General features: G+C 70.8%; 24 protein-coding genes. 20 read left to right on the top strand and 4 right to left on the bottom strand.

All coding sequences use genetic code 11. The features are described 5' to 3' along the window. Positions 1 to 49 precede the first annotated feature (49 nt). From BLS97_RS20440 to BLS97_RS20380, 13 genes are all read left to right on the top strand, one after another. Positions 50 to 346: a DUF503 domain-containing protein gene (locus BLS97_RS20440; RefSeq protein ID WP_090479874.1), complete on the top strand. Its 297-nt coding sequence runs from the start codon at positions 50 to 52 to the stop codon at positions 344 to 346. A gap of 35 nt (positions 347 to 381) precedes the next feature. After that, positions 382 to 858, top strand: a complete 477-nt coding sequence (rbfA, locus tag BLS97_RS20435; protein ID WP_090479871.1) for a 30S ribosome-binding factor RbfA — start codon at positions 382 to 384, stop codon at positions 856 to 858. Between the two features lie 54 nt (positions 859 to 912). Further along, positions 913 to 1,902, top strand: coding sequence for a DHH family phosphoesterase (locus BLS97_RS20430; protein WP_231988224.1), 990 nt, complete (start codon positions 913 to 915; stop codon positions 1,900 to 1,902). A 63-nt stretch (positions 1,903 to 1,965) separates the two neighbouring features. After that, a complete protein-coding gene (locus BLS97_RS20425; protein WP_090479865.1) occupies positions 1,966 to 2,622 on the top strand; it encodes a GntR family transcriptional regulator in 657 nt (218 codons plus the stop codon). Position 2,623: 1 nt separating this feature from the next. Further along, on the top strand, positions 2,624 to 4,036 hold the full coding sequence (locus BLS97_RS20420) for an MFS transporter (RefSeq protein WP_157695580.1): 1,413 nt from the start codon (positions 2,624 to 2,626) through the stop codon (positions 4,034 to 4,036). A gap of 10 nt (positions 4,037 to 4,046) precedes the next feature. Then, positions 4,047 to 4,994, top strand: coding sequence for a tRNA pseudouridine(55) synthase TruB (gene truB, locus BLS97_RS20415; protein WP_090479857.1), 948 nt, complete (start codon positions 4,047 to 4,049; stop codon positions 4,992 to 4,994). A gap of 23 nt (positions 4,995 to 5,017) precedes the next feature. Further along, positions 5,018 to 5,953, top strand: a complete 936-nt coding sequence (locus tag BLS97_RS20410; protein ID WP_090479854.1) for a bifunctional riboflavin kinase/FAD synthetase — start codon at positions 5,018 to 5,020, stop codon at positions 5,951 to 5,953. Positions 5,954 to 5,973: 20 nt separating this feature from the next. Then, a complete protein-coding gene (locus BLS97_RS20405) occupies positions 5,974 to 6,732 on the top strand; it encodes a serine hydrolase (RefSeq protein WP_157695579.1) in 759 nt (252 codons plus the stop codon). 111 nt (positions 6,733 to 6,843) lie between these two features. Next, a complete protein-coding gene (gene rpsO / locus BLS97_RS20400) occupies positions 6,844 to 7,113 on the top strand; it encodes a 30S ribosomal protein S15 (RefSeq protein WP_090479848.1) in 270 nt (89 codons plus the stop codon). A 297-nt stretch (positions 7,114 to 7,410) separates the two neighbouring features. Further along, a complete protein-coding gene (locus tag BLS97_RS20395; RefSeq protein WP_090479845.1) occupies positions 7,411 to 9,615 on the top strand; it encodes a polyribonucleotide nucleotidyltransferase in 2,205 nt (734 codons plus the stop codon). Between the two features lie 8 nt (positions 9,616 to 9,623). Continuing rightward, positions 9,624 to 10,979 carry a M16 family metallopeptidase gene (locus BLS97_RS20390; RefSeq protein ID WP_090479842.1) on the top strand — a complete coding sequence of 452 codons (1,356 nt, stop codon included), beginning with the start codon at positions 9,624 to 9,626 and terminating at the stop codon, positions 10,977 to 10,979. Beyond that, on the top strand, positions 10,969 to 11,742 hold the full coding sequence (dapB, locus tag BLS97_RS20385; protein WP_090479839.1) for a 4-hydroxy-tetrahydrodipicolinate reductase: 774 nt from the start codon (positions 10,969 to 10,971) through the stop codon (positions 11,740 to 11,742). The genes BLS97_RS20390 and dapB overlap by 11 nt, the downstream gene beginning before the upstream one ends. A gap of 3 nt (positions 11,743 to 11,745) precedes the next feature. Beyond that, entirely contained in the window at positions 11,746 to 12,186 is a 441-nt protein-coding gene (locus BLS97_RS20380) for a hypothetical protein (protein ID WP_090479835.1), read from the top strand. A 13-nt stretch (positions 12,187 to 12,199) separates the two neighbouring features. On the opposite strand, the gene BLS97_RS20375 is transcribed toward BLS97_RS20380, so the two are convergent. Together BLS97_RS20375 and BLS97_RS20370 are read right to left on the bottom strand one after the other, a co-directional pair. Further along, positions 12,200 to 12,712 (bottom strand): GNAT family N-acetyltransferase, encoded by a 513-nt coding sequence (locus tag BLS97_RS20375; RefSeq protein WP_090479829.1) that lies wholly within the window; start codon positions 12,710 to 12,712, stop codon positions 12,200 to 12,202. Beyond that, on the bottom strand, positions 12,712 to 13,506 hold the full coding sequence (locus BLS97_RS20370) for a DeoR/GlpR family DNA-binding transcription regulator (protein WP_090479826.1): 795 nt from the start codon (positions 13,504 to 13,506) through the stop codon (positions 12,712 to 12,714). The genes BLS97_RS20375 and BLS97_RS20370 overlap by 1 nt, the downstream gene beginning before the upstream one ends. Before the next feature lie 68 nt (positions 13,507 to 13,574). Between BLS97_RS20370 and BLS97_RS20365 the strand changes: the two genes are divergently transcribed. Both BLS97_RS20365 and BLS97_RS20360 read left to right on the top strand, forming a co-directional pair. Beyond that, entirely contained in the window at positions 13,575 to 14,816 is a 1,242-nt protein-coding gene (locus BLS97_RS20365; RefSeq protein WP_231988221.1) for a winged helix-turn-helix domain-containing protein, read from the top strand. Positions 14,817 to 14,869: 53 nt separating this feature from the next. Then, the gene (locus tag BLS97_RS20360) at positions 14,870 to 16,276 is read left to right on the top strand and encodes a gamma-glutamyltransferase (RefSeq protein ID WP_090479820.1); all 1,407 of its coding nucleotides are present in this window, start codon (positions 14,870 to 14,872) and stop codon (positions 16,274 to 16,276) included. Between the two features lie 97 nt (positions 16,277 to 16,373). On the opposite strand, the gene BLS97_RS20355 is transcribed toward BLS97_RS20360, so the two are convergent. Both BLS97_RS20355 and BLS97_RS20350 read right to left on the bottom strand, forming a co-directional pair. Continuing rightward, positions 16,374 to 17,306 carry a DUF4097 family beta strand repeat-containing protein gene (locus tag BLS97_RS20355; protein WP_090479817.1) on the bottom strand — a complete coding sequence of 311 codons (933 nt, stop codon included), beginning with the start codon at positions 17,304 to 17,306 and terminating at the stop codon, positions 16,374 to 16,376. Between the two features lie 53 nt (positions 17,307 to 17,359). After that, positions 17,360 to 17,908, bottom strand: a complete 549-nt coding sequence (locus tag BLS97_RS20350) for a toxin-antitoxin system HicB family antitoxin (RefSeq protein WP_090479814.1) — start codon at positions 17,906 to 17,908, stop codon at positions 17,360 to 17,362. A gap of 123 nt (positions 17,909 to 18,031) precedes the next feature. On the opposite strand from BLS97_RS20350, the gene BLS97_RS20345 reads away from it, so the two are divergent. Genes BLS97_RS20345 through BLS97_RS20325 form a run of 5 tightly spaced genes read left to right on the top strand, consistent with a single transcriptional unit; the run spans position 18,032 to position 22,253 of the window. Further along, positions 18,032 to 18,577 carry a ferritin gene (locus BLS97_RS20345; RefSeq protein ID WP_090479811.1) on the top strand — a complete coding sequence of 182 codons (546 nt, stop codon included), beginning with the start codon at positions 18,032 to 18,034 and terminating at the stop codon, positions 18,575 to 18,577. A gap of 48 nt (positions 18,578 to 18,625) precedes the next feature. Next, positions 18,626 to 19,279, top strand: a complete 654-nt coding sequence (locus tag BLS97_RS20340; protein ID WP_090479808.1) for a TIGR03085 family metal-binding protein — start codon at positions 18,626 to 18,628, stop codon at positions 19,277 to 19,279. 10 nt (positions 19,280 to 19,289) lie between these two features. After that, on the top strand, positions 19,290 to 20,213 hold the full coding sequence (gene dapA / locus BLS97_RS20335; RefSeq protein WP_090479805.1) for a 4-hydroxy-tetrahydrodipicolinate synthase: 924 nt from the start codon (positions 19,290 to 19,292) through the stop codon (positions 20,211 to 20,213). Next, positions 20,210 to 21,895, top strand: a complete 1,686-nt coding sequence (locus BLS97_RS20330; protein ID WP_090479802.1) for a ribonuclease J — start codon at positions 20,210 to 20,212, stop codon at positions 21,893 to 21,895. The genes dapA and BLS97_RS20330 overlap by 4 nt, the downstream gene beginning before the upstream one ends. A gap of 10 nt (positions 21,896 to 21,905) precedes the next feature. After that, positions 21,906 to 22,253, top strand: coding sequence for a DUF952 domain-containing protein (locus tag BLS97_RS20325; protein WP_090479800.1), 348 nt, complete (start codon positions 21,906 to 21,908; stop codon positions 22,251 to 22,253). Positions 22,254 to 22,261 lie beyond the last annotated feature (8 nt).

The following is a 22,261-nucleotide window of genomic DNA, read 5'->3' as shown; positions in this document are numbered from 1 at the left end:
GGTGGGCGGTTCATCCGCCCACCACGGCCCGGCCCAGGGAGGGCGACAGATGTACGTCGGAGTCCTCGAGCTCGATGTGCTGCTGGGCGAGGTCGACTCGCTGAAGTACAAGCGGGCCGTGATCCGGCCGATCATCGCGCGACTGCGTCGTCTGGACGTCGCGGTCACCGAGGCCGGGGATGCCGACCGGTATCGACGGGCCCTGATCGGCATTGCGACCGTGTCCGGGGATCCGGCCCAGGTGCAGCGCGTGCTGGACACCTGCGAGCGTCAGGTCGCCGGTGAGTTCGAGGTCGAGTTGCTCAGCGCACGCCGTCGGGTGATCGGCGCCCAGGACGACGAGTAGTACCCAACAACACAGATCGAAGAAGGAGTTCCGCCATGGCCGATTCCGCACGGGCCCGACGGTTGGCCAAGCGCATCGTCGCGATCGTCGCCACCGAACTGGAGCTCAAGGTCAAGGACCCGCGGCTGGCGATGACCACCATCACCGCCGCCACCGTGACGCCGGACCTGCGCGAGGCCGTGGTCTACTACACCGTCTACGGCGACGACGACGAGGTCACCTCGACCGCGGCCGCGTTGGCCAGCGCGACCGGTGTGCTGCGCAGCGCGGTCGGTCGCGAGACCGGGATCAAGTTCACCCCGACGCTCGCCTTCAAACTGGACACCATCCCGGAGAACGCGCATCGGATCGACGACCTGATCGCGGCGGCCAAGGCGTCCGACGCGGCCGTCGCCTCCCAGGCCGCCGGGGCCACCTACGCCGGCGACGCCGACCCCTACAAGGTGCCGCGGGCGGCCGAGGACGAAGATGAGTTCGAAGACGAGGAAGCCGAGCTCGGCGCAGCCCAGTAGTGCGGTCCGGTCGTCCTGGCCGGATCCGCAGCACTCTCTTTCCGGAGGTAGTTGGTGAGCAGCGCGCTCGAGGTCTCGACCGATCTGGTCCGTTCCTGCGCGCTGATCGACGCCGCGCAGTCCCTGGTCCTGCTGGCTCACGTCGGGCCGGACGCCGACGCGCTGGGCAGTGCCCTGGCCCTCGGTCTGGCCCTGGAAGCGGCCGGTCGCGACGTGTGCGTCGCCTTCGCCGAACCGGCCCGCGTGCCGGAGTCGTTGCGGGGTCTGCCGGGCCAGCACCTGGTGACACCGGTCGAACGGGTGCCGGTTCATCCGGACCTGGTGGTCACCCTCGACGTGAACTCGCGTGAACGCCTGGGCGTGCTCGAGTCGCTGCTGGACACCGCATCCTCGAGTCTGGTCATCGACCACCACGCCTCGAACACCCGGTTCGGCCACCACCACCTGGTCGAGACGGCGGCTGAATCCACCACCGTGCTGGTTGCGGCGGTGCTGGACCGGCTCGGGCTGTGCATCGACCGGGAGATCGCGGCCAACATCTACGCCGGACTGGCCACCGACACGGTCGGCTTCCGATTCGCCTCGGCCGCGGCCCACCGGCTGGCGGCCCGACTGCTGGACGCCGGCGTCGATCCGGACACCCTGATGCGGCCGATCACCGACTTGCACCCGTTCGCCTGGCTCGGCATGCTGGCCAAGGTGCTGGGCGCGGCCGTCCTCGATCCGGCGGCGGCCCGGGGCCGCGGTCTGGTCACCGCGGTGATCAGCGCCGAGCAGGCGGTCGGGTTGCGCCAGGAGGAACTGGACTCCGTCATCGACATCCTGCGGACCGCGCACCAGGCGGACGTGGCGGCCGTGCTGAAGCAGACGGGTCCGACCCAGTGGCAGGTGTCGCTGCGATCGCGCGCCGGAGTGGACGTGGCCCACGCGGCGGGTCAGCTCGGTGGGGGCGGCCACGTCCGGGCCGCCGGGTTCGGATTCGCCGGCACCGCCGCGGCCGCGATAGCGGCCCTGACGATGGTGCTGGCCACCGGCTCCAGCTGACCGGTCTCCCGGGCTCGGCGGGGTCCGGGAAACGCCGAAGCCGTGCCGTACGATAGATACATCATGGATGCAACACCCCCGCCCTCTGCCGCCGAGCGGGTCTACCGGCACGTCCGCGACGGCATCCTGACCCGCCGGTTCGCCGACAACGATCTGCTCGCCGAGGGGCACATCGCCGACGAGACCGGAGTCTCCCGGACCCCGGTTCGCGAGGCCCTGCTGCGGCTCGAGGCCGAAGGAATGGTCCGGCTGCTGCCCAAACGAGGGGCGCTGGTCCTGCCGGTGAGTGCTCAGGAGTGGCGGGACGTGCTGGCCACCCGTGAACTGGTGGAGACCCACTGCGTGCGGCGGGTGATCGAATCCGGTCAGGCGCCGCGGCTCACCGCCTCGCTGACCCGCGCCCTGGAGGAGCTCCGGGCGGCCGACCGGGCCGGTGACGTCGCCGCCTACGTCGGGGCCGACCGGGACTTCCACGCGGCCATCGTGGCCGCGGCCGGCAACAGCATCCTGGTCCGGCTCTACGGTTCACTGCGCGACCGTCAGATGCGGATGGGCGCGGCCAACCTGTTCACCGAGGGCGGCCTGGTCGACGCCGGCCGGGTGGCCCGCACCGTCGCCGACCATCAGGCGATCGCCGATGCCATCGCCGCCCAGGACGCGGACCGCGCGGTGGCCCTCGTCCTCGACCACCTGGCCACGGCCGCCCGAACCCTTGCCTGAGATGGAGACCGTCATCAACTCGTCAGTACCGGTGCGCGCCCCCGGCAAGGCCTGGCTGGTCTGGGCCATCGGGGCCGGCGTCTACGTACTGGCCGTCTTCCACCGCAGCACCCTGGGCGTGGCCGGCCCCCAGGCGGCCGAGCGGCTGCACCTGTCGGCGCCGCAGCTCTCGTCCTTCGTCATGCTGCAACTGGCCGTCTACGCCCTGATGCAGGTGCCGACGGGCATCCTGGTCGACCGGTTCGGTCCCCGCCGGATGCTGTTGGCCGCGACCCTCACCATGGGCTGCGGTGAGCTGGCCTTCGCCTTCGTCGGGGGCTACGTCCCCGCGCTGCTGGCCCGCGGCGTCGTCGGCTGCGGCGACGCGATGACCTACATCTCGGTGTTGCGCCTCGTGGCCGGCTGGTTCCCGGCTCGCCGGTACGCCGTGCTGACCAGCTTCACCGGCCTGGCCGGATCGGCCGGCAACATCATCGCGACCCTGCCGCTGACCGGACTGCTGCACGGGCTGGGCTGGGCGCCGACCTTCGGGATCGCCGGCGGCCTGTCCGTCGCGTACGCCTTCCTGCTGCTCCGACCGGCCACGGCGGCGCCGTTCCGGGCGGCCGAGGAACGCGCGGCCGGCGGGCCGGTGGCCGGACGGCGGGTCTTCTCCGAGGTGCGCAGCGCCTGGCACCTGCCGTCCGGGCGACTTGGTTTCTGGGTCCACTTCACCTGCATGGCCGGGCCGACGACGTTCGCCACCCTCTGGGGCTTTCCCTACCTGACCCAGGGCCTGGGCTACAGCACGGGCACCGCGTCGTCCTTGATGCTGCTCCTGGTCCTCGGCGGAGTGCTGGCCAACCTGGCCGTCGGCCAGATCGTCGGGCGGCGACCCGAGGTACGGACGCCGATGGCCGTGATCGTCTGCGGGGTGTCCATCCTGGCCTGGCTGCTGTTGATCGCCTGGCCCGGAGGGGTGCCGCCGACGCCGGTGGTCGTGCTGGTGGTGATCGTGTTCTCGGTCAGCGGCCCGACCTCGGCCGTGGCGTTCATGCTGGCTCGCGACTACAACCCTCGTCACCGCATCTCGACGGCCACCGGCATGGTCAACATCGGGGGCTTCTGCGGGGCCGTCATCGGCATCTTCCTGGTCGGTCAGATCCTGAACCTGGTCGAGCCGCACCGCGCCACGCACACGGTGGAGGGCTTCCGGTTCGCGTTCTGTGCTCTGGTCGTGGTGACCGCAGTCGGGTTGAGCCGCATGCTGACCTGGTGGCTGCGGACCAGGGCCATGGTCCTGCTGGCCGCGGCGCGGGGCGAGGATGTACCGGTCAACCTGCACGTGCGCCGGTGGGAACTGGTCGACGAGGCAGAATTGGCCCGAGAAGCGGATCGGGTGCGAGCCCGGGGCCCCGCACCGGACGAACTGTGAGGGGACCGACATGAGCGACCTGGTGGGCGGCGGCCTGCTCCTGGTGGACAAGCCGGCCGGATGTACCTCGCACGACGTCGTCGGCCGGCTGCGGCGGGTCCTCGGTACGAAGAAGGTCGGGCACGCCGGCACGCTGGACCCGATGGCCACCGGGCTCCTGGTGATTGCGGTGGAACGCTCGACCAAACTCCTGGGCCATCTGTCGCTGACCGACAAGACCTATCTGGCCACCATCCGGCTCGGTTCCTCAACGACCACGGATGACGCCGAGGGGAAGATGCTGGCCACGGCTGAGCCGGCCGCCCTCGACGCGGTGACCGACGACGCCGTCACCGCGGTGATCGGGACCCTCACCGGGCCGATCCTGCAGGTGCCCAGTTCGGTGTCCGCGATCAAGGTCGACGGGCAGCGTGCCTACGACCGGGTTCGGGCCGGTGAGCAGGTCGAACTGGCCGCCCGCCCGGTGACCATCCATCGGTTCGACGTGCTCGGCCCGATCCGGCGGGGCGACGACGCCATCGACCTCGACGTCCTCGTGGAGTGCACCACCGGCACCTACATCCGGTCGCTGGCCCGTGACCTCGGAGCCGCGCTGGGCGTCGGGGGCCACCTGACGGCGCTGCGGCGGACCACGGTCGGGCCGTTCGCCATCGCCGGGGCGGTCGACGTGTACGGGCCGGACGGGGTCCCGGAACGAGGTGGGCCGCGCCCGGAGATCACCGCCGAGTTCTCGGCCCGGGTGGCGGCTGCGATCATCCCGGCGGCCGACGCGGTCCGGCTGGCCTTCGCCACCCGCGATGTCGACGGGGCGCTGGCCCGGGACGTCCGCTACGGCCGCCCGGTCCCGGCGTCCGGTATCCCCGGCGTCTACGGCCTGCTGCACGACGGCGACCTGCTGGCCCTGGTCGAGGAATCGGGCGGACAGGCCCGCCCGCGGCTGGTGTTCGACCCGGCCTGAGTCCGGCTGGGATACTGACCGGCATGGAACGCTGGCGAGGACTTGACGCGATACCGTCCGGATGGGGTCGCTGTGTACTGACCATCGGGGTGTTCGACGGGCTGCACCGGGGGCACCAGGAGCTGGTGCACGCGGCCGTGGCCAAGGCCGCGGAGCTGGGTGTGCCGGCGGTGATGATGACCTTCGACCCGCACCCGGCCGAGGTGGTGCGGGCCGGCAGCCACCCGGCCGAGCTGATCACGTTGCGACGCAAGGCCGAACTGGCCGCCGAACTGGGCATCGACGCGTTCCTGGTGCTGCCGTTCACCCCGGCCCTGGCCGCCACCGAGCCGGAGACGTTCGTCCACGACATCCTGGTCGAGACGCTCCACGTGGCCTGCGTGGTCGTCGGCGAGAACTTCCGTTTCGGGCACCGCGGTGCCGGCGACGTCGAACTGCTGCGGGCGCTCGGCGCCAAGTTCGGATTCACCGCGCTGGGGGTGGGGTTGGTGTCCAAGGACGCCCTCCCGGTCACCTCGACCCTGGTCCGGGCCAGTGTCGACGCCGGGGACGTGCACGCCGCGGCCCAGGCCCTGGGCCGACCTCACCGGGTGGAGGGCATCGTCGTGCACGGTGACGGCCGCGGCGGCAGCGAACTCGGTTACCCCACGGCCAATCTCGACGTCGTCCCGCACGGTGCCGTGCCCGGCGACGGGGTCTACGCCGGCTGGTTCGTGCTGGGCGGCCGGCGCTCGCCGGCGGCCATCTCCATCGGGTCCAACCCGACCTTCTCCGGCCGGGTCCGGACCGTGGAGGCGTTCGTGCTCGACGACGGCGGCAACTTCTACGGCCGCCGGGTGGCCCTCGACTTCGTCGAGCGGCTGCGCGGCATGGTCAGGTTCGACTCGGTGCCGGCGCTGATCGAACAGATCGGCCGCGATGTTGAACGGACCCGCGAGATCCTGGCCATGGACCGCTGACGGGCCCGGTGGCCGAGCCGATGACCGGGATCACCTGGTCGGTCCGGGTGGCCGACGCCGACACCGGCGAGGTGCTGATGGACGAGCACCCGACGAGAACCCTGCGGACGGCGAGTGTTGGCAAGGTGCTGCTGCTGGTCCGGGTGGCGGAGCTGATCGAGTCCGGCGCCATCGACCCGGCCCGACCGCTGCGCCGGACCCCCGATCAACTCGTGGCCGATTCCGGTGTCTGGCAACATCTCCGCGTGGACGAGCTGCCGGTGGAGGACCTCTGCGTGCTGGTCGGCATGGTCAGTGACAACCTGGCCACGAATGTGCTGCTGGCCCGCGTCGGCCTGCCGGCCGTGGCGGCCACTGCCGCCGGGCTCGGACTGGTGCGGACCGGTCTGCACGACCGGGTGCGGGACGTGCGGACTCCGGCCGACCCGCCGACCCTGTCGACCGGATCGGCGGACGAACTGGTGCGCCTGATGGTGGGGCTGCGGCCGCCGGTCACCCACTGGCTGAGCAACGGGGTGGACCTGTCCCAGGTGGCCGCCGGGTGGGGTCTGGATCCGCTGGCCCATCAGGCGGGCGACCTCGGCCTGCACCTGGTCAACAAGACCGGTACCGACCACGGTGTCCGCGCCGATGTCGGGGTGCTGACCGGTCCGGCCCGGCGGATCGGCTACGCGGTGCTGGCCAATTTCCCGGGTGGGGACCAGAACCGGGCGACCGTGCTGGAACGGCAACGCGCGCTGGGTCTGCGGATCGCCGGAGCGGCTCGTGGCAACTGGTAAACTCGGCGATTGGGTCCGGCCTCAGTCCGTGGCGGCCGGTACCGTCATCCCCCCGGCGCATCGTCCGGTGCGGGCAGCGCACGTGACAGTAGTTCGCAAGGAGCAGCAACTGTGGCCCTGACCACTGAGCAGAAGAAGACCATCCTGGCCGAGTACGGCCTGCACGAGACCGACACCGGTTCGGCCGAGGCCCAGGTGGCAATGCTGACCAAGAGGATCTCGGATCTCACCGAGCACCTCAAGGAGCACAAGCACGATCACCACACCCGCCGCGGCCTGCTGGCCCTGGTCGGGAAGCGCCGTCGGTTGCTCCGCTACCTGCAGAACATCGACATCGCTCGCTACCGTTCGTTGATCGAACGGCTCGGCTTGCGCCGCTAGTACCGAACGTCAGGGGAGTACCCACCCGGGTGCTCCCCTGACGTGCACCACCAGCAGTACACGCCACCCGCCCGGTGAGAAAGCCTCCACGCTCGCCGGTCCTCGGTAGTGGCCGTCGGAACTCCAGTCGCACCAGCGCGGCAGTGAGGTCCGCCGGCTTCGATCGACGGCCGGTCAAGACCAGAGCCGACAGGAACTCTCCGGTGGTGGGGTGGCACTCGCGCTCGGGCACCGATGTCCGCCCGCGAAGCAGCACCACCGCGGCCTACGAGGCCGCGGTCACCAAAGAGGAGACGCATGTCTATGTCCACAACCCCCACCACGGCCACCGCTGTCATCGACAACGGCAGCTTCGGCACCCGCACCATCCGCTTCGAGACCGGCCGGCTGGCCCAGCAGGCCGCCGGTTCCGTCGCGGCGTACCTCGACGAGGACACCATGCTGCTGAGCGCGACCAGCGTCGGCAAGCACCCGAAGGAAGCGTTCGACTTCTTCCCGCTGACCATCGACGTCGAAGAGCGCATGTACGCGGCCGGTCGCATCCCGGGTTCGTTCTTCCGTCGTGAGGGCCGTCCGTCCGAGGACGCCATCCTGACCTGCCGCCTCATCGACCGGCCGCTGCGCCCGTCGTTCACCGCCGGGCTGCGCAACGAGGTCCAGGTCGTCATCACCGTCATGGCCCTGAACCCGGACGTCCTGTACGACGTGCTGGCCATCAACGCCGCATCGGCGTCGACCCAGATCTCCGGGCTGCCGTTCTCCGGCCCGGTGGCCGGTGTGCGGGTCGCCCTGATCGAGGGCCAGTGGGTCGCCTTCCCGACCCACTCCCAGCTGGAGAAGGCCGTGTTCGACATGGTCGTCGCCGGCCGCGTCACCGAGACCGGCGATGTCGCCATCATGATGGTCGAGGCCGAGGCCACCGAGAAGACCATCGAGCTGATCGCCGGCGGCGCCACCGCGCCGACCGAGGAGGTCGTCGCGGCCGGTCTGGAAGCATCCAAGCCGTTCCTGAAGATCCTGGTGCAGGCCCAGTCCGAACTGGCCGCATCGGCGTCCAAGCCGGTCGCCGAGTTCAAGTTGTTCCCGCCGTACCAGAGCGACGTCTACGACGCCGTGGAGAAGGCCGCCGCCGGCCCCCTGGCCGCCGCGCTGGTGCTCACCGGCAAGCAGGAGCGCGACGAGGCCACCGACGCGGTCAAGGCCGACGTCATCGCCGCCCTGGGTGATCAGTTCGAAGGGCGCGGCGCCGAGATCGGCCAGGCCTTCCGCAGCGTCACCAAGAAGCTGGTCCGCCAGCGCGTGCTCAAGGACAAGATCCGCATGGACGGCCGCGGGCTGTCCGACATCCGGACCCTGTCCGCCGAGGTCGGCTACCTGCCCCGCGTGCACGGCTCGGCGCTGTTCGAGCGCGGTGAGACCCAGATCCTGGGCGTCACCACGCTGAACATGCTGCGCATGGAGCAGCAGCTCGACACGCTCTCCCCGGAGACGCGCAAGCGCTACATGCACAACTACAACTTCCCGCCCTACTCCACCGGTGAGACGGGCCGCGTCGGTTCGCCGAAGCGTCGCGAGATCGGTCACGGAGCGTTGGCCGAGCGGGCCCTGGTGCCGGTGCTGCCGACCAAGGCCGAGTTCCCGTACGCCATCCGCCAGGTGTCGGAGGCGTTGGGTTCCAACGGTTCCACCTCGATGGGCTCGGTCTGTGCCTCGACCATGTCCCTGCTGAACGCGGGTGTGCCGCTGAAGGCGCCGGTGGCCGGCATCGCCATGGGTCTGATCTCCGACACCGTCGACGGTGTCACCCAGTACGTCGCGCTGACCGACATCCTGGGCTCCGAGGACGCCTTCGGTGACATGGACTTCAAGGTCGCCGGCACCAAGTCGTTCGTCACCGCTCTGCAGCTGGACACCAAGCTCGACGGCATCCCGTCGGACGTCCTGGCCGCTGCGCTGACCCAGGCCCGCGAGGCTCGCCTGACCATCCTCGAGGTCATGAACGAGGCCATCGACGCACCCGACCCGATGAGCGACAACGCGCCGCGCATCACCACGGTCAAGGTCCCGGTCGACAAGATCGGCGAGGTCATCGGGCCGAAGGGCAAGATGATCAACTCGATCACCGAGCAGACCGGTGCGGAGATCGCCATCGAGGACGATGGCACCATCTACGTGTCCGCTGCGTCGGGAGAGGCCGCCGAGGCGGCCATCGCGATCATCAACTCGATCGCGAACCCGCAGTTGCCCAAGGTCGGCGAGCGGTTCCTGGGCACGGTCGTCAAGACCACCGCCTTCGGGGCGTTCGTCTCGCTGCTGCCCGGCCGCGACGGCCTCGTGCACATCTCCAAGCTCGGCAACGGCAAGCGGATCAACAAGGTCGAGGACGTGGCCAACGTCGGCGACAAGCTGCAGGTCGAGATCGCCGAGATCGACGCCCGCGGCAAGATCTCGCTGATCCCGGTCGTCGCCGAGGACGCATCCGCCGCTGCGGCGTCGGTCTGAGCTAGTTGATGGCCGCCCGTACCCGTACCTCAGTCCTGGAACGGGGCGTTGACGGCTCGGTCGTGACGCTCTCGGTGATCCCCGGCGGTCTGCGGGTGATCACCGAGAGCGTGCCGACGGCACGAAGCGCCTCGGTCGGCATCTGGGTCGGCGTCGGCTCTGTCGACGAGACCACGAAGCTGGCCGGGGCGTCGCACTACCTGGAGCACCTGCTGTTCAAGGGCACCAGCCACCGCACCGGTCACGAGATCGCCGCGGCAATCGATGCCGTCGGTGGCGAGCTCAACGCCTTCACCTCCCACGAGTACACCTGCTACTACGCGCACGTACTGGCGTCCTCCGCCGAACTGGCCGTGGACATCGTCTGCGACGTCGTGCTGGACGCGGTGATCTCGTCCCCGGACGTCGACGTCGAGCGACAGGTGATCCTGGAAGAGATCTCGATGCGGGACGACGATCCCGAGGACACCCTCGGCGACGCGTTCGCGGCCGCCATGTTCGCCGGTCATCCGGTGGCCGCCCCGGTCATCGGGTCCGAGCAGAGCATCATCGACATGACCCGCACGCAGATCGCCGGCTACTACCGCCGGCGGTACTCACCGGAGAAGATGGTCGTCTCGGTGGCCGGCGGCGTCGACCACGCCGACGTCGTGAAGTGGGTCCGGCGGGCGTTCGGTTCACGCCTGGACCCGGCCCGCACCGCGGATCTGCCGCGCGTCGGCCGCGGCACGGCCAGAGCCCTGTCGGGGGCGCTGGTGGTCGAGCGCGACATCGAACAGGCGCACCTGTCGATCGGCGTGCCGTCCGGTGGCCGCAACGACCCGGACCGCTACGCGACGTCCGTGCTGGCCGCGGCCCTGGGCGGCGGGATGAGCTCCCGCCTGTTCCGCACCATCCGCGAGGAACACGGGCTCGCCTACTCCTGCTACGCCGCCACGTCGGGCTACGCCGATGTCGGGTCCTTCTCGGTGTACGCCGGCTGCCAGCCGGAGAACCTGGGCACCGTCTCGAAGCTGATCGGGCTGGAACTGGCCGCCGTGGCCGAACGTGGCCTGGAGACGGCGGAACTGGCCCGGGTCCACGGCCAGTTGGCCGGCGGCATGATCCTCGGCCTCGAGGACACCGAGTCCAAGATGAGCCGGATCGGCAAGAACTTGTTGGTCCGCAACGAGTATCGGTCGGTTTCGGACGAACTCGAGGCGATCGCCCGGGTTGACGCGGACCAGGTTTCGGCGTTGGCCGCGCGCCTGCTGACCCAGCCGATGACGGCCGCCGTGGTCGGCCCGTACGCTGCCGAGACGGATCTGCCGGAGCAACTGACGTCTCTGGTGCAAACAGGAGGGCAACGTCGCCATGTCGGATGAGACCAAGTCGAACGAAGTACTGCGGGTCGGGGTGATCGGCGCCCGCGGGCGGATGGGTTCGCAGGTCTGCCAGGCGGTGGACGCCGCGGACGACATGGACCTGGTGGCCGCGGTCGGCGGCCGGGAATGGTTGTTCTCCCTGTCCGACGCGGGCAGTCAGGTGGTGGTCGACTTCACCCATCCGGATGTCGTCATGGACCACATCCGGTTCTGCATCGACCAGGGCATCCATACCGTGGTCGGCACGTCGGGCATCGGTGACGAGCAGGCCGAGCAGATCCGGCACTGGCTGGCCCTCAAGCCCGAGGTCGGCGTCATGGTCGTCCCCAACTTCGCCATCGGCGCCGTGCTCACCGCGCGGTTCGCCCGTCAGGCGGCCCGGTTCTTCGAGTCGGCCGAGATCATCGAGCGGCACCACGCGGGCAAGATCGACGCCCCGTCCGGGACGGCGATCGCCACTGCCCGGGGCATCGGTGCGGCGCGTGCCGCCGCCGGCCTCGGGGCGGTCCCGGATGCGACCACGATCGAGGCGCCCGGCGCCCGCGGGAATCTGGTCGAGGGCATCCACGTGCACTCCGTGCGTCTGCCCGGCTTGGTGGCCCACCAGGAGGTCGTACTGGGCAGCACGGGGGAGACCCTGACCATCCGGCACGACTCGCTGCATCGCAGCTCGTTCATGCCCGGTGTCCTGACGGCGGTGCGGGCCATCGTCGACCGCCCCGGCCTGACCCTCGGCCTGGAACAACTGCTCGGGCTGGACTGACCGGTGAAGGCCCGGGTGACGGTCGCGCTCCTGACCGGAGCTCTGGTGGCCTACTTCTACCTGTTGGGCCAGCGCGGCGTCTACCTGGTCGAAACCGGCACCGCAGTCGGTGTCGCGCTGGGCATCGGGGTGTTGCTTCTGCCCGTCATCGGGGTGGTGCTGGTCGTCTTCGAGCTCCGATTCGGCGCGGCGACGGCTCGGCTGGCGCGGAAGCTGTCCGAGACCGGCGACCTGCCGACGGACGAGGGCCTGACCCGGCGACCGTCCGGCCGGATCGAGCGGACGAGCGCCGACGCCTACTTCGAGACGGTCAGGACCAGGGTCGAGGCCGACGAGGAGAACTGGCGGGCCTGGTACGAGCTCGGCTACGCCTACAACCTGGCCGGGGACCGCAAACGAGCACGGGCGGCGATGCGCCGCGCCATCGAACTCGAGCACCGATAGCCGGCGCGGTCTCTCACAGCAGGATCAGGTCCAGGTTGCCGCTGTAACGGATCTCGGTGAACGTGCGCTCGCTGGTGTCCAGGACGCGCCGGCCGCCGTCGGCCGCCCACCCTACGCCGAGCAGGAACTGCTGGACGCTCTCGTCGGTCTCGGGAGCCCACCAGGTGCCGCGGGTGGCTCCGGACTTGCGGAGCTCGGCCGCGGCCGCGCCGAGCAACCGGCCACCGTGCCCGCGGCGGGACCACCGCGGCAGGACGTGCAGCAGCTCGACCTGTCCCTGGCCACGGTCGTCCGGATCCGGATCGGTGCTGGCCAGGCCGACCGGCTCCGTGCCTTCGAAGGCCAGCAGCACCGCTCCGCCGGCCGACACCCGAGCCGCCCAGACCTCCGCCTGGACCTGCGGATCGGCCAGCAGGGCGGCGGCCGGCAACAGGTCCGGATACGCCTGCTGCCAGATGCCGATCTGCAGCCGGGCCAGGATCGGGGCGTCGTCCGGACCGGCCGGGCGGACCAGGGCGTCGGCCATCAGGCCTGGATCACGCGGACATCGGCGTCGACGAACGCGGCCACCTGGGCCGGATCGGCGGCGGTGTCGGTGATCAGCACGTCGACGGCCGAGGTGGCGCAGATCCGGGCGAACGAGCGATGTCCCAGTTTGGAGGCGTCGGCCACCACGATGACGGTGGTGGCCTGGCTGACCATCAGGGCGTTCACCGCCGCCTCCCCCTCGTGGTGGGCGGTGGCGCCGGTCTGGACGTCGAAGCCGTCCACTCCGAGGACCACGTAGTCCAGGTGCAGGCGTTCCAGGGCGGGTTCGGCCAGCGGCCCGATGAGCTCGTAGGAGCTCGGGCGGGCCACGCCACCGGTGACCACCAGTTTGATGTTGCGGCGCACGGCCAGGTCGTTGGCGATGTTGAGCGCGTTGGTGACCACCGTGAACGACGGGTTGTCGCCGTGTCCGTCGACATCGGTGCCGGCCGGCACGGTGACCAGCGCCCGGGCCACCTCGGAGGTGGTGGTGCCGCCGTTGACGGCCACCACCGAACCGGGCCGGATCAGGGCGGCGGCCGCGGTACCGATCCGGAACTTCTCCTCGGTGTGACGTCCGGTCTTGTACCGCAGCGGCAGGTCGTAGGCGACGCTGGCCGGGGCCGCTCCGCCCCGGGTGCGGCTCAGCAGCTGCTGGCCGGCCAGATGATCCAGGTCGCGGCGGATCGTCGCCGCGGACACGCTCAACTCGTCGGCGGCCAGCGCGACATCCAACCGGCCGTCCCGGCCGAGGATGTCCAGCAGCGCTGTCCAGCGCTCGTGCGGGCCCATTGGCTGATCTTGCCTCGCCGGGGGTGGGAAAAGCCACTTGTCGGGGCTCGCTGGCACCATGTCGTCCTGTGACATCCTCCCGGCCCGTGCCGCAGTTGCAGATCACCGCCGCCCAGGCCCGCCGTACCGCGATCGCCGCACAGGGGCTGTCGGCGCCCCTGCCGGCGGCGGCGGGCGCCTACAACCGAGGGCACCTGCGACGGCTGGTCGACCGGATCGGGCTGCTGCAGATCGATTCGGTGAACGTCCTGGCCCGCGCTCACTACCTGCCGTTGTTCTCGCGGTTGGGCCAGTACCGGGTCGACCTGCTGGCCGGGGCGGCCTGGCCGGCGCGTCCGGCCGACCGCACCCTGCTCGAGACCTGGGCCCACGAGGCCTCCCTGGTGCCCATCGAGTTGCAGCCGCTGCTGCGCTGGCGGCAGCGCAAGTTCGTCGACGGCCCGTGGTCATCCGCGGCGAAGCTCCGGGCCGAGCATCCGGGGTTCCTGGAGGACGTGCTGGCCGTGGTCCGCGACCACGGGCCACTGTCGGCCGGGGAGATCGAGAAGGTGCTCGAAGCCCCGGGGCGCGGCAAGCCCGGATGGTGGGAGTGGTCGGCCACCAAGACGGCCAGCGAGTACCTGTTCGCCGTCGGCGCCATCGGGACCTCGTTCCGGCGCGGGTTCGAGCGGGTCTACGACCTGACCGAGCGGATCCTGCCGGCCGCGGTGCTGGCGACCCCGACGCCGGCCGAGTTCGAGGCCAAGAAGGCCCTGATCGCGCGGTCGGCCCGGGCCCACGGGATCGGCACGGTCGGCGACCTGGCCGACTACTACCGGATCCGCAATGACGACGCCAAGCGCGCCCTGCTGGAACTGGTCGAGGACGGGGACGTGCTGCCGGTGCAGGTCCGCGGCTGGCGCGACATCGCCTTCCTGCACCGCGACGCGAAGATGCCCCGCAAGGTGACCGGGCGCGCCCTGCTGTGCCCGTTCGACCCGCTGATCTGGGAACGGGCCAGGACGGAACGGCTCTTCGACTTCCGCTACCGGATCGAGATCTACACGCCGGCGCCCAAGCGGGTCTACGGCTACTACGTGTTCCCGCTGTTGGTCGGCGACGAGCTCGTCGGGCGGTTCGATCTCAAGTCCGACCGGGCGACCGGACGGCTGCTGGTGCAGGCGGCCTGGCACGAACCGGGCACCGTGCCCGGCGAGGTGGCGCAGGCGGCATCGGCAGAGCTGAGCCGGATGGCGCGGTGGCTGGACCTGGACGAGGTGGCGATCATGCCCCGGGGCAACCTGCACGGCGCCCTGGCCGCGGCCATGTGAGGTGGTCGCGGACGCGCCGAACCGGCGGCGTGGCCGGCGGTAACCTACCTGCCGTGAACAGACTTCCGGCCGGGGTGGCCGCCGGACATCCGGCCACCGCCGCCGCCGGGTTGGACGTCCTGGCCGCCGGCGGGTCGGCCGCCGACAGTGCCGCCGCGATGATCCTGGCCGGTTGTGTGGCCGAGACGATCTTCTGCGGCCTGGGCGGCGGTGGATTCGCGACCGTCTACGAGGCCGCCACCGGCACCGTCACCTGTCTGGACTTCTTCGTGACGGTCCCTGGCCTGGACGGCACCGTTGCCGGTCCGGCCCAGGAGATCTCGGTGTCCTTCGGCGGGGTGGCGGTGCCCTACGCGATGGGTGGGCCGACGGTGGCCGTGCCGGGGACTCCGGCCGGGGTCGCCGCCCTGCACTCGCGGTTCGGCCGGCTGTCGTGGGCCGAGATCGTCGGCCCGGCGCAGAAGCTGGCCGCCTCCGGGGTCGAGTTCTCGACCGCCCATGCGGATCTGCTGCCCGACGTCGCGCCGGCCATGATGGCCGACCAGGGTATCGAGAGCTACTCGCGGGTCGACATCGCCGGCGCCCGCCGGCTGCTGCAGGCGGGCCAGCGGCTCTACCACCCCGGGTTGGCCGAGACCCTGGCCGCCCTGGCCGAGCAGGGCCCGGACGTCGTGACGACCGGCGAGCTGGGCCGGGCCATGGTCGACGCGGTCCGGGCCGACGGAGGTGCGCTGTCGGTCCTGGACATGGCGGCCTACCGGGTGCTGGACCTGGTGCCGACCCGGGTGCCGTTCGGGCCGGGAATCCTGCAGGTGCGGTCGAACGACCTGGACTCCTTCGCGCGGTCGTCGGCTTCGCTGGACCGCGATGCGGTGGCCCGCGGCGGTGTTGACCGGGCCCGGGCGCTGGTGGCGGCGCTGCGCGCACCCGCGCGCCGGACCGAGACGACCAGCGTGGTCGCCGTCGACTCCGTCGGCAACGCCTGTGCGGCCACCCATTCGCTGGGTCTCGGATCGGGGATCTGGGTCGGCGGGGTGCACGGCAACTCGATGCTCGGCGAGGGTGAACTGCTGCGCGGCGAACTCCTCCCCGGCGCCCGGATGCCGTCGATGATGGTCCCATCGGTCGTCACCGGGCCGGACGGAGATCTGCTCTTCGCCGGGGGAGCGGCGGGCGGCAGCCGGATCCGGCCCGCCCTGCTGCAGGTGATGGCCGGCGTGCTGGTCCAGGGGCGGGGCGTGGCCGAGGCGGTGGCCGCTCCCCGGCTGTCCGTCACGCCGGAGGTGGTGCACCTGGAACCGGGCTTTCCGCCCGAGGTGATCGCCGGGCTGCGCGCGGCCGGTGAGGAACTCGTGCTGTGGGACGCGCCCCGGCCGTACTTCGGCGGGGTCGCGGCGGCCGCGGCCGACGGGCCGGCGGCCGACCCCCGGCGCGGGGGTGCGGCGCTGGCCCTCGGGTGACGCCCCGGCCGCCGGTGCAGCGCCTCGGACGCCGCCGGTGACGCGAGCGGCGCCCGGTACCCGGATCCGGGTGACCGAGCGCCGCCGGTAGGGACTCTCAGGCGGCCCGGCGCAGCCGGATGTCACCCGATGTCGTCGTCACCGTGATGGTCAGGATGGGTGCGTCTCCGTCGGAGACCTCGTTCTGGACCTCGAAGTCGGTGTCGGTGGTGCCCGACACGGTCGACAGGTTGATCGACGCCAGCGATCCGGGGTGAACGCCGATCTCGACGTCGCCGGACACCGCGTTGACCTCGGCCTGCCCGGCCGTGGCGTCGGACACCCGGACGTCGCCGGACACACTGCGCGCGCTGATGTTGCCGGTCACCGCGCCCAGACGGACGTCGCCCGAGGTGGTGTGCACCAAGGCGTCTCCCTCGATCGGGCCGGTCTGGACGTCCCCCGACGCGGTCCGGATGTCGACGTTGCCGGCCGCCGCCGCGATGTCGATGTCGCCGGAGGCGGACTGCACCAGCGTCCGGGTCCCGGTCTCGTCGAGCCGGACGTCGCCGGAGGAGGTCCGGACGTCGACCAGGGCGGCCGTGCCGGTCACGGTGAGATCGGACGACTGGGCCTGGACCCGGATGTTCGAGCCGGTGGGGGCGGTGACGGTGACGGAGAACGAGGACCGCCAGCCGTCGCGGGCCGGATCGGTGTCGACGATCACCGTCGGGTCGTCGCCCTCGCGGTGTTCGATCCGGACCAGATCGGTCAGGTTCTCGCGGGTGTCGGCCGTCAGCGGGTCGCCGCTGTCGTTCCCGGCGTCGCCGAACGGGCCGCCGTGGTAACCGCGGCCCCGGGCGAAGCCCTCGAATCGGCGACCCGGGCCGCCGAAGGCCTTGAACACGTCGTCCAGGAAACCCAGCGGGTGGCTGGTTCCGGCCGTGACGTCAACGGTGGTCGTGCTGGTGTCGGTCAGGATGATCTGGATGTCGCCGGTGGCGTTGCGGATCTCGAGGGTGACGGGATCGGGGGTCAGGAACGTTTTCATGGTGTCCTCGGAGGCGAGAAGGGAGCAGGGGAAGTCGGAACGGGGCTTGAGGGTCAGCCCTTGATGAAGCCGGTCACGGTGCGCCCGCCGGGGCCCCTGGGCTTCCGGCCCTTCACACCGGGCGGCATGGCTGTACGGACCGAGTCGGACACGGCTCGGGAGATGTAGGTGTTGAGCGACACTCCCTGCTCGGATGCGGCCTGCTCGGCCTGCGACTTCAGATCGTTGAACAGCCGCACGGTGGTGCGGGACAGTTCGCCGCCGGCTTCCTGCATCGCCCGGCGGAGTTCCTCGGCGTGCAGGTGCGCGGCGAAGCGGCCGTCGTGTTCGGTGTCGTCGGTGTCGTCGGCGAAGGCCCCGGCCTTCGCCGAGACGGTGACCCGGACGTCGCGGCCGTCCAACTTGACCTCGACGACGTTCTTGTCCAGCGCCTCGGTGACCTCGGCCGCCAGGTCGGACAGGGCGTTCATGATGGCCAGTCGCCCGGCCGGCTCGATGGCGGCGCCCAGGAGGGCAGCCGCGCGACGGGTCTCCTCGTCACCCAGGGCAGCGGCCGCGAGCAGGTCCTCGCGGAGATTTCGGATGTACTGGTTCAGGTCCATGACACCATAGTGACACCACCAATGACGCCACGCAACCCGGATTGACGTCAGGGTTGACCCGGATTGACGTCATGGTGGTGTCGCGAGTGGCTCGGCCCGTGCGACCTTCCCTACGATGTCGGCATGACGACCACCGCTGACGCGCCCACGACCTACGCCGACCTCCTGCGCGCCCAGATCCGCAACGAGTTCAACGCCAGCCAGCAGTACGTCGCCATGGCTGTGTGGTTCGACGCCCATGACCTGCCGCAGCTGGCCGCGCACTTCTATCGGCAGGGCGTCGAAGAGCGCAACCACGCGATGATGATGGTGCAGTGGATGCTCGACCGCGACCTGCAGGTGGCCATCCCCGGTATCGACGAGGTGCGCTCGGAATTCGCCGACATCTCCGACGCCGTGCGTGTCGCCCTGGCCCAGGAGAAGGCCGTCACCGAGCAGATCAAGGCCCTGTTCGCCAAGGCGCGCGAGGAGAACGACTTCCTGGGCGAGCAGTTCATGCTGTGGTTCCTGTCCGAGCAGGTCGAGGAGGTCGCCGCCATGACAACGCTGCTGACCATCGCCGAACGGGCCGGCGACGACTGGTTCGAGGTCGAGACGTACCTGGCCCGGGAGACGGTCGGCGACGCCGGAGGCAACACCGGGCCGGCCGCCGCGGGCGGGGCCCTGTAGTTCCGGAGAGTGGTGCCTCAGGGCGCTTCCCCTCGGTACTGTGCGGACATGACCCTGGCCCGCACGGAACGCTCCGCCCTCGCCGACCTGCTGACGGCGGTCGGGCCGGATCGACCGACGCTCTGCCAGGGCTGGACCACGGCCGACCTGCTGGCCCACCTGCTGGTCCGTGAGCGGCGGGTCGGTGCCGCCCTCGGCATCTTCGTTCCGCCGTTGGCCGGTTGGACGGCCCGGGTGTCCGACGAGTACCGGCGACTTCCCTGGAACGAACAGGTCGAGCTGCTCCGGTCCGGCCCGCCCGCGTTCAGCCCACTGAGCTGGGGTTCGTGGGACGAGAAGGCCAACGGTCTGGAGATGTTCATCCACCACGAGGACGTCCGCCGGGGGGAGCCGGGCTGGGAGCCGCGCGAGCTCGGCGACAGCGACCGGACCGAGTTGATCCGCGCGCTGACGTCATCGTTCGTGCTGCGCGGGCTGAAGAAGAAGGCGGTGCCGATCACCGCCCGGCTGACCGATGAACCGGGCAGCCAGGATCGGCCGATCGTTCTGGTGCCGTCGAAGGACACCGACGTGGCCGAGGCCCCTCCGGGTGTGGTGGTGCGCGGCGGGGTGGCGGAAATCCTGTTGTGGCTCAGTGGTCGCACACAGGTGCGGCTCGAGTTCGAGGGCGACCCGGAATTGGTCGCCGAGATCAAGCGGTAAGTTTTGACCCATGACGTCGCTCATCGCCGGTCCGGCCGGTAGGCCAGGTCGCCCGTTCGGAACGGTACTGGCGGCCATGGTCACCCCGTTCACCTCAGCCGGCGAGCTCGATCTCGACGCCACCGCGGCGCTGGCCGCCAAGCTGGCGGACGAGGGGCACGACGGGCTCGTCGTCAACGGGACGACGGGGGAGTCGCCGACCACCACGGATGCGGAGAAGGCGGCCATCGTGCGGGCCGTGGTCGATGCGGTGGGCGATCGCGTGACCGTGGTGGCGGGCGTCGGCACCTACAGCACCGCCCACTCGGTGCAGACGGCCAGGGAGGCCGAGAAGGCCGGAGCGCACGGCACTCTCGTCGTCACGCCGTTCTACTCCCGGCCCCAGCAGGAGGGCCTGCTGGCCCACTTCGCCGCGGTGGCCGACGCCACCGACCTGCCGGTGATGCTGTACGACATCCCGGCGCGGTCCGTGGTGGCCATCGCCCCGGACACCCTGCTGCGACTGGCCGAACACCCACGGATCACGGCCGTCAAGGACGCCAAGGGCGATCTGTACGCCGGCTCCCAGGTGATCGCTCATTCCGACCTGGCCTACTACTCCGGCGACGATCCGCTGACCCTGCCGTGGATGAGCATCGGCGCGGTGGGCGTGGTCAGCATCATCTCGCACGTCGTCGGGCCGCACGTGCGGGCCATGGTCGACAGTGCCGCCGCAGGCGACTTCACGCGGGCCCGCACCATCCACGAGGCGCTGTTGCCCGCCCATCTGGCAATGTCCCGAACCGGAGGCGGAGCCGGCCTGGTGTTCGCCAAGACCGCACTGCGGCTCGCCGGTTTCGAGGTCGGCGATCCCCGCCTGCCTCAAATCCCGGCCACCCACGAACAGAGCGCGCAGATTGCGCGCGACCTCGAAGAAATCGGTAATCTGCGATGACGGCAACGTCCAAATCCATCCCCCCGCCCCGGCTGCCCAAGGGCGGCCTGCGGGTCGTGGCCCTCGGCGGCATCGGTGAGATCGGCCGCAACATGACGGTCTACGAATACGACGGCCGCCTCCTGGTGGTGGACTGCGGCGTGCTGTTCCCCGAGGACGCCCAGCCCGGGGTCGACCTGATCCTGCCCGACCTGCGCCTGGTCGAGGACCGGGTCGACGACATCGACGCCGTGGTGATCACCCACGGCCACGAGGACCACATCGGCGCGCTGCCGTGGTTGCTCCGGCTGCGCAAGGACCTGCCGGTCATCGGCGCCAAGTTCTCCCTCGCCCTGATCGCGGCCAAGTGCCGCGAGCACCGGATCACCCCCAAGCTGGAGGTGGTGGTCGAGGGTGAGCGCCGTCGGGCCGGAGCCTGGGACCTGGAGTTCTTCGCCGTCAACCACTCGATCCCGGACGCGCTCGCGGTGGGCATCCGGACCCCGGCCGGCACCGTGCTGCACACCGGCGACATCAAGCTCGACCAGCTGCCGCTCGACGGTCGGCTGACCGACCTGGCCGGCTTCTCCCGCCTCGGGGAAGAAGGGGTGGACCTGTTCCTGGTCGACTCGACCAACGCCGAGGTCCCCGGCTTCGTGGCTCCCGAACGGGAGATCGGGCCGGTGCTGGACAACTTCATCCGCTCGGCCAAGCAACGGGTGATCGTGGCCAGCTTCGCCTCGCACGTGCACCGTGTGCAGCAGATGCTCGACGCGGCCCAGAACCACAGCCGCAAGGTCGCCTTCGTCGGTCGGTCCATGGTCCGCAACATGCAGATCGCCCAGGAACTGGGCCTGCTCACCGTCCCCGACGGCCTGGTCCGGTCGCTGGACAAGGTGCTCGAACTGCCGCCGGAGCAGGTGCTGCTGATCTCCACCGGATCGCAGGGCGAACCGCTGTCGGCCCTGTCCCGGATGTCGCGGGGGGAGCACCGCCAGGTCAACCTGATCCAGGGTGACACCGTGATCCTGGCCAGCTCGATGATTCCCGGCAACGAGACCAGCGTCTTCACCGTCATCAACGAACTGGCCAGGGCCAACGTGACCGTCGTGCACCAGGGTGTGGCCAAGGTCCACGTCTCCGGACACGCGTCGGCCGGCGAGCTGCTGTTCATGTACAACGCGGTGAAGCCGAAGAACGTGATTCCGGTGCACGGCGAGTGGCGTCACCTGCGCGCCCAGTCCCGGCTCGCCGTGATGACCGGCGTACCGCCCGAGCGGGTGGTACTGGCCCCCAACGGCACCGTGGTCGACCTGGTCGACGGGAAGGCCAGGATCAGCGGCCACATCGACGTCGGCATGGTCTACGTCGACGGCGCCGCCGTGGGAGACGTCGGGGAGAACACCCTGTCCGATCGGCTGATCCTGGGCGAGGGCGGCTTCATCGCCATCACCGTCGCCATCGACGCGCACACCGGCCGGGCCGTGGCCTCGCCGACCATCGCCGGCCGGGGGTTCTCCGACGACCCGGGCGCGTTGGCCAAGGTGGTCCCGTTGGTCGAGGCCGAACTGGCCCAGATGGAGGCCGACGGCGTCACCGATCCGCACCGTATCGCTCAGTCGGTCCGCCGGGTGGTCGGTCGCTGGGTGGGCGATGTCTACCGTCGCCGCCCGATGATCGTCCCCACCGTGCTGGCGCTCTGACGGGACCGGCGTGATCTACCACCTGGCCTATGCCTCGGACTGGGATGCGGCGCTGACCGTCGGGTCGTACCGCATTTCCGGCCGGGGCATGACGTTGGAGTCCGAGGGGTTCCTGCACTTCGCCTACGCCGACCAGCTGGCCGGCGTGGCGGAGCGGTACTGGCGCGATCCGGAGGAGCCGGTGGTGCTGCTGACGGTGGATCCGGATCTGGTCGGGCTGCCGGTGGTCGCCGAGAACACCTCCGGCGGTACCACCGCGTTCCCGCACGTCTACGGGCCCCTTCCGGTCGCGGCCGTGGTCCGGGTGGACCCGGTCGCGGTGACCGACGGCGGCGAACTGGTGCTCCCCGAGCTCTGAGGCCGGGC

It is taken from the genome of Nakamurella panacisegetis (genome assembly GCF_900104535.1).
Lineage (GTDB): Bacteria > Actinomycetota > Actinomycetes > Mycobacteriales > Nakamurellaceae > Nakamurella > Nakamurella panacisegetis.
The sequence above is the reverse complement of the archived record's forward strand: the minus strand, read 5'-3'. Positions and strand labels throughout refer to the sequence as shown.